The sequence below is a fragment of the Pseudomonas sp. GW821-FHT02C04 genome (assembly GCF_059421845.1).
The window spans coordinates 184,264-193,805 of sequence record NZ_JBWKVT010000010.1 but is presented as its reverse complement, the minus strand read 5'-3'; the positions used below and the strand labels follow the sequence as shown (position 1 = coordinate 193,805).

General features: G+C 60.9%; 7 protein-coding genes. 1 reads left to right on the top strand and 6 read right to left on the bottom strand.

The features are described from left to right. Positions 1-193: 193 nt before the first annotated feature. On the bottom strand, positions 194-505 hold the full coding sequence (locus tag AC07VV_RS28120; protein ID WP_192559854.1) for a YqfO family protein: 312 nt from the start codon (positions 503-505) through the stop codon (positions 194-196). Between the two features lie 5 nt (positions 506-510). Further along, positions 511-4,407 carry a phosphoribosylformylglycinamidine synthase gene (purL, locus tag AC07VV_RS28115; protein WP_495038108.1) on the bottom strand — a complete coding sequence of 1,299 codons (3,897 nt, stop codon included), beginning with the start codon at positions 4,405-4,407 and terminating at the stop codon, positions 511-513. A 285-nt stretch (positions 4,408-4,692) separates the two neighbouring features. Here purL and mltF point away from each other — a divergent pair, with 285 nt between their 5' ends. Further along, positions 4,693-6,153, top strand: coding sequence for a membrane-bound lytic murein transglycosylase MltF (mltF, locus tag AC07VV_RS28110; RefSeq protein WP_495038107.1), 1,461 nt, complete (start codon positions 4,693-4,695; stop codon positions 6,151-6,153). A 43-nt stretch (positions 6,154-6,196) separates the two neighbouring features. Here mltF and pdxJ read toward each other — a convergent pair whose 3' ends face one another. The 4 genes from pdxJ to rnc form a co-directional block, all read right to left on the bottom strand. Beyond that, positions 6,197-6,940 carry a pyridoxine 5'-phosphate synthase gene (pdxJ, locus tag AC07VV_RS28105; protein WP_007957371.1) on the bottom strand — a complete coding sequence of 248 codons (744 nt, stop codon included), beginning with the start codon at positions 6,938-6,940 and terminating at the stop codon, positions 6,197-6,199. A gap of 47 nt (positions 6,941-6,987) precedes the next feature. Beyond that, a complete protein-coding gene (gene recO, locus AC07VV_RS28100) occupies positions 6,988-7,674 on the bottom strand; it encodes a DNA repair protein RecO (RefSeq protein ID WP_085729730.1) in 687 nt (228 codons plus the stop codon). Between the two features lie 163 nt (positions 7,675-7,837). Next, complete coding sequence (era, locus tag AC07VV_RS28095) at positions 7,838-8,740, bottom strand: GTPase Era (protein WP_003221935.1); 903 nt, start codon at positions 8,738-8,740, stop codon at positions 7,838-7,840. Beyond that, the gene (gene rnc / locus AC07VV_RS28090; RefSeq protein WP_096819215.1) at positions 8,733-9,422 is read right to left on the bottom strand and encodes a ribonuclease III; all 690 of its coding nucleotides are present in this window, start codon (positions 9,420-9,422) and stop codon (positions 8,733-8,735) included. Before rnc ends, era begins: the two co-directional genes overlap by 8 nt. Positions 9,423-9,542 lie beyond the last annotated feature (120 nt).

Below are 9,542 nucleotides of genomic sequence, written 5' to 3'. Positions count from 1 at the left end.
CGGATAGATGAAAGCAAGCCAACCACTCATCAAAAAACAGTATTGCAGAAAAGGGGGTAACCATAGATGTAAGAGCGGAACCGCCAGCCGCCGCACCCGAAGAAACGGATATTCACCCAACCCAAACCCCGAACAACAAAAAACCCGCTGAAATCACTCTCAGCGGGTTTCCCGTTTCAGCAGCCAAGGAAGATCAAAAATCCTCCAACCGCCACACTTCATAAGCCGGCGTCTCGTAGGGATGGCTCAACTTAAGAGCCGCCACTACCGCGCGAATCAACTCATCGCCAACGACAAGCTCAACTTTCCACTCCTCGACCCGCTCAACCTGCCCAGCCTGACCAATGAACGGCTGACTGCCGTCCAAAGGCCGAAACTGACCAGTGCCAAGCACCTGCCAAGCACAGTGATCATAGTCACCAATCCGCCCACCACCGGCAGCGAATACAGCGTCCTTGACCACCTCTACATGACTGTCGGGAACAAAAAACGCGAGCTTGTACACAGCGCTTAGTTCACCCACACACGAGCGTTACGGAACATACGCATCCAAGGAGCGTCTTCGTTCCACTCTTCCGAACGCCACGAGTTCTGCACGGCGCGGAACACACGCTCCGGGTGCGGCATCATGATCGTCACGCGACCGTCGCGGCTGGTGAGGCCGGTGATCCCGCGCGGCGAGCCGTTCGGGTTGGCCGGGTAGGCTTCGGTGACCTTGCCGTGGTTGTCGACGAAACGCATCGCCACGCAACCGGACAGATCGGCTTCGAGCAGTGCCTCTTCGCTTTCAAACTCGGCATGACCTTCACCGTGAGCGATGGCGATCGGCATGCGCGAACCGGCCATGCCCTGCAGGAAGATCGAGTTCGATTCCTGAACCTGAACCATCGCCACGCGCGCTTCGAACTGCTCGGAGCGGTTGCGCACGAAGTGCGGCCAGAACTCGCTGCCCGGGATCAGCTCGTGCAGGTTGGACATCATCTGGCAACCGTTGCACACGCCGAGGGTGAAGCTGTCGTTGCGCTCGAAGAAACCCTGGAACGCATCGCGGGCACGGCTGTTGAAGAGTGCGGACTTGGCCCAGCCTTCACCGGCGCCGAGAACGTCGCCGTAGGAGAAACCACCGCAGGCCACCAGACCTTTGAACTCGTTCAGGTCGACACGGCCGGCCAGAATGTCGCTCATGTGCACGTCGATCGCATTGAAACCGGCGCGGTCGAACGCGGCCGCCATTTCCACCTGACCGTTGACGCCCTGCTCACGCAGCACGGCAACCTGTGGGCGGATGCCTTTCTTGATGTAAGGCGCGGCGATGTCCTGGTTGACGTCGTAGCTTAGCTTGACGCTCAGGCCCGGGTTGTCTTCTTCCAGCAGAACGTCGAATTCCTGCTGGGCGCAGTCGGCGTTGTCACGCAGACGCTGGATCTGATAGCTGGTCTCGGCCCACTGACGTTGCAGCAGACGACGCTGACCTTCGAACACGGTGTCACCGTTGAAGGTGATGTTGATCTGGCCATTGTTGATCGGCTGACCGATCACGGAAACGCAGTCGCCCAGACCGGCAGCGCTGAACTGAGCGAGGATGTCCGGGGTGGCGTCCTGGCGAACCTGGATCACGGCACCCAGTTCTTCGTTGAACAGGATGGCGGCGATTTCAGCGGAGCTTTCGGCAACGCTGTCCAGGTTCAGGCTCAGACCGCAGTGGCCGGCGAAGGCCATTTCCACCACGGAGGTCAGCAGACCACCGTCGGAACGGTCGTGATAAGCCAGCAGGTGGCCGTCGGCGTTGAGGCCCTGGATCACAGCGAAGAAGGCTTTCAGGTCTTCGGCGTCATCGACGTCCGGAGCCTGCTTGCCGAGCTTGCCGTGAACCTGAGCCAGGATCGAGGCGCCCATGCGGTTCTGGCCACGACCAAGGTCGATCAGGATCAGGTCGGTGGTGCCCTTGTCCATGCGCAGTTCCGGAGTCAGGGTCTGACGGATGTCAGCCACTGGCGCGAAACCGGTCACGATCAGGGACATCGGCGAGGTGACGGTCTTGTCTTCGCCGTTGTCGTTCCAGCGGGTGGCCATGGACATCGAGTCCTTGCCGACCGGAATGGTGATGCCCAGCTCAGGGCACAGTTCCATACCGACCGCTTTCACGGTGTCGTACAGACGCGCGTCTTCGCCCGGGTGGCCGGCAGCGGACATCCAGTTCGCCGACAGTTTGATGTCGGAGAGTTTGTTGATGCGCGAGGCGGCGATGTTGGTCAGGGTTTCGCCGATGGCCATGCGGCCCGACGCCGGAGCATCCAGCAGCGCCAGCGGAGTACGCTCGCCCATCGCCATTGCTTCACCGGTGTAGACATCGAAACTGGTAGCGGTGACGGCCACGTCGGCCACCGGAACCTGCCATGGGCCGACCATTTGGTCACGGGCCACGAGGCCGGTGATGGTGCGGTCGCCGATGGTGATCAGGAAGCTTTTGCTCGCCACGGCCGGGTGGTGCAGAACGCGCTCGATGCTTTCGCCGATGTCGAGGTTCGACGGATCGAAGTCATCGCCCAGCTCGGCTTCGCGAACCACCGAACGGTGCATGCGCGGTGCCTTGCCCAGCAACACTTCCAGTGGCATGTCCACCGGGTTGTTGCCGAAGTGGCTGTCGGTCACGGTCAGTTGCGGCTCGGCGGTGGCTTCACCGACAACGGCAAACGGGCAACGCTCACGTTCACAGATCGCCTTGAAGCGCTCGAAGTCGGCCGGGCCGACCGCCAGAACGTAACGTTCCTGGGATTCGTTGGACCAGATTTCGTGCGGGGCCATGCCCGGCTCGTCGTTTGGAATGTTGCGCAGTTCAAAACGGCCACCGCGGTCGCCGTCGTTGACCAGTTCCGGGAAGGCGTTGGACAAACCGCCCGCGCCCACGTCGTGGATGAAGCTGATCGGGTTCTTGTCGCCCAGCTGCCAGCAGCGATCGATGACTTCCTGGCAGCGACGTTCCATTTCAGGGTTTTCACGCTGAACGGAAGCGAAGTCCAGATCTGCAGAACTGGTGCCGGTGGCCATGGAGGAAGCAGCACCGCCGCCCAGACCGATCAACATCGCCGGGCCGCCGAGGACGATCAGCTTCGAGCCGACCAGAATCTCGCCTTTCTTGACGTGCTCTTCACGGATGTTGCCCATGCCGCCAGCCAGCATGATCGGCTTGTGGTAACCACGAACTTCGTCACCGTGCGGGGTGGTGATCGATTGTTCGAAGGTACGGAAGTAGCCGGTCAGGGCCGGACGACCGAATTCGTTGTTGAACGCAGCGCCGCCCAGCGGGCCTTCGATCATGATGTCCAGCGCGGTGACGATGCGCTCAGGCTTGCCGTACGGCACTTCCCACGGCTGTTCGAAGCCCGGGATCTGCAGGTTCGACACGGTGAAACCGGTCAGGCCGGCCTTCGGCTTGGCGCCACGGCCGGTCGCGCCTTCGTCGCGGATCTCGCCACCGGAACCGGTAGATGCGCCCGGGAACGGTGCGATCGCGGTCGGGTGGTTGTGGGTTTCAACCTTCATCAGGATGTGCACCGGCTCCTGCACCGCGCCGTACTGGCGGGTTTCCGGATCCGGGAAGAAGCGTCCGGCAACGTTGCCGACGATCACCGAAGCGTTGTCCTTATAAGCGGACAGCACGCCTTCGCTGTGCATCTGATAGGTGTTCTTGATCATGCCGAACAGGCTTTTTTCCTGGCTCTCGCCATCAATATCCCAACTGGCGTTGAAGATCTTGTGGCGGCAGTGCTCGGAGTTGGCCTGGGCGAACATCATCAGTTCGATGTCGTGCGGGTTGCGCTTGAGACCGTTGAAGGCGTTGACCAGGTAATCGATCTCGTCTTCGGCCAGGGCCAGGCCCAACTCGACGTTGGCCTTTTCCAGCGCGGCGCGACCACCGCCGAGGATGTCGATGGCGGTCAGCGGCTTCGGTTCGGCGTGACTGAACAGACCGGCGGCCTGCTCGAGGTTGGCCAGAACGATCTGCGTCATGCGGTCATGCAGTACATCGGCAATCTGCTGTGCTTCGGCTTCGCTGAACTGACCGGCCACGTAGAACGCGATGCCGCGCTCCAGGCGCTGGATCTTGCTCAGGCCGCAGTTGCGGGCGATGTCGCTGGCCTTGCTCGACCATGGCGAGATGGTGCCGAAACGCGGCAACACCAGGAACAGACGACCGGTCGGCTCTTGAACCGGAACGCTTGGACCGTACTTCAGAAGGCGCGCAAGCACCTGCTGTTCGTCGCCGGTCAGGACGCCGGTGACTTCGGCGAAGTGAGCGAATTCAGCATACAAGCCACTGACAGCCGAAACCTTCTGGCTCAGTTGCTCAAGGAGTTTGCTGTGGCGAAAGGCAGAAAGGGCAGGAGCGCCGCGCAGGATCAACATCTTCGGGACAGCCTCGGGAAGGGGTGTGCTTTGAGGCCGTGCATTCTAGCCTAAACCGCCCTCAACATCACCCGAAACGCTACGCACGGTTGCACCCGGATGTCGAGTGGTGTTCCTGCCTTGAGGGTCAAATTTACGGAGTGTTGGAACGCGGGTTATTTTTTCTGTCACAAAAAGCCTTTCGGGCCCATTCCTGCGGGGTTTCGAGCGGTTTTGTGATCCCTAGCAGACAAGCCCTCGACTGTCGAGATATGGCGCCCGTTGTCCTTTGCGTATACTGCGCACATGTTTTCCCCAACGGCTTTGCGTCCGCGGTACGCCAAATGGCTGATCGCAACCGGACTCTTCCTGATGCTCAGTGGCTGTGTTGATAAACCCAACACCCTCGAGCGCGTAAAGGAGGATGGTGTGCTGCGGGTGATCACCCGTAACAGCCCCGCCACCTACTTTCAGGATCGCAGCGGCGAAACCGGCTTCGAATACGAGCTGGTGAAGCGCTTCGCCGACGATTTGGGGGTGGAGCTGAAGATCGAGACCGCCGACAACCTCGACGACCTGTTCGACCAGATCGGCAAACCCAAAGGCCCGGTGCTGGCCGCCGCCGGCCTGGTCAGCAGCGATCAGCGCAAGAAGCAGGTGCGTTTCTCCCACGCCTACCTCGAAGTCACGCCGCAGATCATCTATCGCAATGGCCAGTCGCGGCCAACCGACGCCAGTGAACTGGTCGGCAAGAAGATCATGGTGCTCAAGGGCAGCACCCACGCCGAGCAACTCGCCGAGCTGAAGCAGAAATATCCCGGGATCGAATACGAAGAATCCGACGCCGTTGAAGTGGTCGACCTGCTGCGCATGGTCGATGAAGGCCAGATAGACCTGACCCTCGTCGACTCCAACGAAGTGGCGATGAACCAGGTGTACTTCACCAACATCCGCGTGGCCTTCGACCTCGGCGATGCGCGCAGCCAGAGCTGGGCAGTGGCTGCCGGTGAAGACAACAGCCTGCTCAACGAGATCAACAGTTATCTGGACAAGGTGCAGAAGAACGGCACCCTGCAACGTTTGAAAGACCGCTACTACGGCCACGTCGACGTCCTCGGTTACATGGGCGCCACGACCTTTGCCCAGCATTTACAGCAGCGGCTGCCCAAATACGAACAGCACTTCAAGACTTACGCCAAGAAAGAGAAAGTCGACTGGCGCCTGCTGGCGGCCATCGGTTATCAGGAATCGCTGTGGCAACCGGCCGTCACCTCGAAGACCGGCGTGCGCGGCCTGATGATGCTGACCCAGAACACCGCCCAGGCCATGGGCGTGTCCAACCGCCTCGATCCGAAGCAAAGCATCATGGGCGGCGCGAAGTACCTGGCTTACATGAAGGATCAGCTCGACGATTCAATCCAGGAGCCGGATCGTACGTGGTTTGCACTGGCAGCCTACAACGTTGGCAGCGGCCATCTGGATGACGCGCGCAAACTGGCGTCCCGGGAAGGCCTGAACCCGGACAAGTGGCTGGATGTGAAGAAGATGCTGCCGCGCCTGTCGCAGAAGCAGTGGTACAGCAAGACCCGCTATGGCTACGCCCGTGGCGGCGAACCGGTGCATTTCGTGGCGAACATCCGTCGCTACTACGACATCCTGACCTGGGTGACCCAGCCGCAGCTTGAGGGCGATCAGGTCGCCGAAGGCAATCTGCATGTGCCGGGGATCGACAAGTCCAAGCCAGCGCAGGAAAACCCGCCGCTCTGATAAACACTGTGGGAGCGAGCTCCCACAGGATCTGCGTTGATGCTTAGGCCTTTGCAGCCGCCAGGATCAACGCCTTCATCTCCGACACTGCCGACTTGAAGCCGACGAACAAGGCATGCGCCACCAGCGCGTGACCGATGTTCAGTTCGTTGATGCCCTTGATCGCCGCCACGGCTTCAACGTTGTGATAGTGCAGACCGTGACCGGCGTTGACGATCAGGCCCTGCGCCAGACCGAATGCCACGCCGTCCGCCACACGCTTGAGCTCTTCAGCCACTTCGGTCGGCGTTTCCGCATCGGCATAACGACCGGTGTGCAGTTCGATGGCCGGTGCACCAACTCGTTTCGAGGCAGCGATCTGCCGCTCGTCAGCGTCGATGAACAGCGACACTTCGCTGCCGATCTTCGACAGACGCTCCACCGCTGCCCTGATGCGCTCTTCCTGCCCCGCAACGTCCAGACCGCCTTCGGTGGTCAGTTCCTGACGCGTCTCCGGCACCAGGCAGATGTGGGCCGGACGGATGCGCTCAGCGAACGCCATCATTTCTTCGGTGACGCCCATTTCGAAGTTCATGCGGGTTTGCAGCACATCCTTGAGCAACAGTACGTCGCGCTCCTGAATGTGGCGACGGTCCTCGCGCAGGTGCACGGTGATGCCGTCGGCGCCCGCCTCTTCCGCGTCCAGCGCGGCCTTGACCGGATCCGGATAGCGCGTGCCCCGAGCCTGACGCAGGGTGGCGACGTGGTCGATGTTCACGCCAAGAAGAATGCGATTGCTGGTGGTCACGGATGCGCTCCTGAAGGGAAAGATTCGGCGCACAGCATACGGTGAGATCAGGGCTTGCGAAACAGCTCGCGACTGACAAGGGGACGACCGCCCAGGTGAACAGCCAGTGCCTGACGCATCAAGCGTTTGGCGGCGGACAACGCGCCTGGGGCCGACCAGTCGGCTTCGGCCATGGCCAGCAGCTCGGTGCCGTTGAACAGACCGGGTTGCAGCAGGTAGACCCGCTCAAGTCCAGCATCCACCTGCAAGCGATAGAGGCCGTCCGGAGCGATGGGTTCGTCATTGATGTCGGTGTTCAGGGAGAAGCCGTAACCGAGGTCGTCCAGCAGGCGCCATTCGAAGGAACGCAGCAACGGTTCCAGTGGCCGGCCTTCTGCCAAAGCCAGCAAGGTGGCCGCGTAATGATCGAACACCGCAGGGTGCGGGTCTTCGGCTGGCAGCAGGCGGATCAGCAACTCGTTGAGATAGAGGCCGCTGAACAGCGCCTCGCCGACCATCCACGTCGCATTGCCGGCACTTTCCATTCGCCCGACATTCTTCAACTCACCCTTGCCGCGAAACTCCACTTCCAGCGGCACGAACGGACGCGCCAGCGTCCCGGCCTTGCCCCGCGCACTGCGCAACACCGCCCGCAGCCGACCTTGCGGCGTGAGGAAGTCCACCAACGCGCTGGTTTCGCGATAGGCGCGGGAGTGCAGGACGTAGGCGGGTTGGGCGGGAGGCGTTTGAGACATGGATTTCTCGTTGAGGGAAACGCGGTTTTACTCATCACCCAAAACCACTGTGGGAGCGAGCTTGCTCGCGAAAGCGGTGCAACAATCAACATCAATGCTGAATGTTACATCGTCTTCGCGAGCACGCTCGCTCCCACAATGGATCGATGTAATGCCAGACGCTTTACAGGTCGCCGTAACCCAGCGAACGCAGCGCACGTTCGTCGTCGGACCAGCCGCCCTTCACCTTCACCCACAGGTTGAGCATGATCTTGGAGTCGAACAGCAGCTCCATGTCCTTGCGCGCTTCGGTGCCGATGCGCTTGATGCGCTCGCCCTTGTCGCCAATGATGATTTTCTTCTGGCCGTCACGCTCGACGAGGATCAGCGCGTGGATGTGCAGAGTCTTGCCCTGTTGCTTGAACTCTTCGATTTCCACGGTGATCTGGTACGGCAGCTCGGCGCCCATCTGGCGCATGATTTTCTCGCGCACCAGTTCGGCGGCGAGGAAACGGCTGCTGCGGTCGGTGATCTGGTCTTCCGGGAAGAAGTGATCGTTCTCCGGCAGATGGTCAGCGATCACCTTTTCCAGCGCATCAAGGTTGTGCCCGTGCTGCGCCGAGATCGGAATGATCTGCGCGTTCGGCAGCTGTTCCTGCAACCAGGACAGGTGCGGCATCAGCTCGGCCTTGTCCTCGATGCGGTCGGTCTTGTTCAGCGCGACGATCAGCGGGCCGGTCACGTACTGCACGCGTTCCAGAACCATCTGGTCTTCTTCGGTCCACTTGGTGCGGTCGACCACGAAGATCACCACGTCGACGTCTTTCAACGCCGCCGAAGCGGTTTTGTTCATGTAACGGTTCAGGGCCTTTTCGCCACCCTTGTGCATGCCCGGGGTGTCGACGTAAATCGCCTGCACGTCGCCCTCGGTCTTGATCCCGAGCATGTTGTGGCGAGTGGTCTGTGGCTTGCGCGAAGTGATCGCAAGCTTCTGGCCGAGGATGTGGTTCAGCAGCGTGGACTTGCCCACGTTGGGACGGCCGACGATGGCAACATAGCCACAGCGAGTTGCGTTTGTATCAGTCATTGCCATTCTCCACACCCAGGGCAATCAGTGCTGCAGCGGCCGCTACCTGTTCGGCAATGCGACGGCTCACGCCCTGACCCCGGCTTTTTTCATTCAATAGGACAACTTCGCACTCAACGAAGAACGTACGGCAGTGCGGCTCACCCTGGATATCCACCACTTCATAGCGTGGCAGGTCGCAACCGCGCGATTGCAGGAATTCCTGCAGACGGGTCTTCGGATCCTTGTTGGTGTCGACCAGTGTCAGACCTTCGAACTCGCCGGCCAGCCAGGCCAGAACGCGCTCGCGGGCGACTTCCATGCCGGCGTCGAGGTAGATCGCACCGATCAGCGCTTCGAGGGCATCGGCCAGAATCGATTCGCGACGGAAACCGCCGCTTTTCAGCTCACCGGAACCCAGGCGCAGGTATTCGCCCAGATCGAAACCACGGGCCAATACCGCCAGGGTCTCACCTTTCACCAGACGTGCACGCAAACGCGACAACTGGCCTTCGCGGGCCAGCGGGAAGCGGTCGAAGAGTGCCTCGCCAGCGACGAAGTTGAGGATCGCATCGCCGAGGAATTCCAGACGCTCGTTGTTGCGTCCGGCAAAGCTGCGGTGCGTGAGGGCCAGGACCATCAGTTCCTGGTCCTTGAAGGTGTAACCGAGCTGACGCTCGAGACGGCTTAGAGAAACGCTCACGGTTTACCCACGCTGAGTTCGTGGCTGGATTCCACTGCCATCGCCGGGATACGGCGCAGGCCTGGGACAATTAACGCTGTGTTCAAAAATGACGTCCTGAATATCGTGGCTTCATGCCCC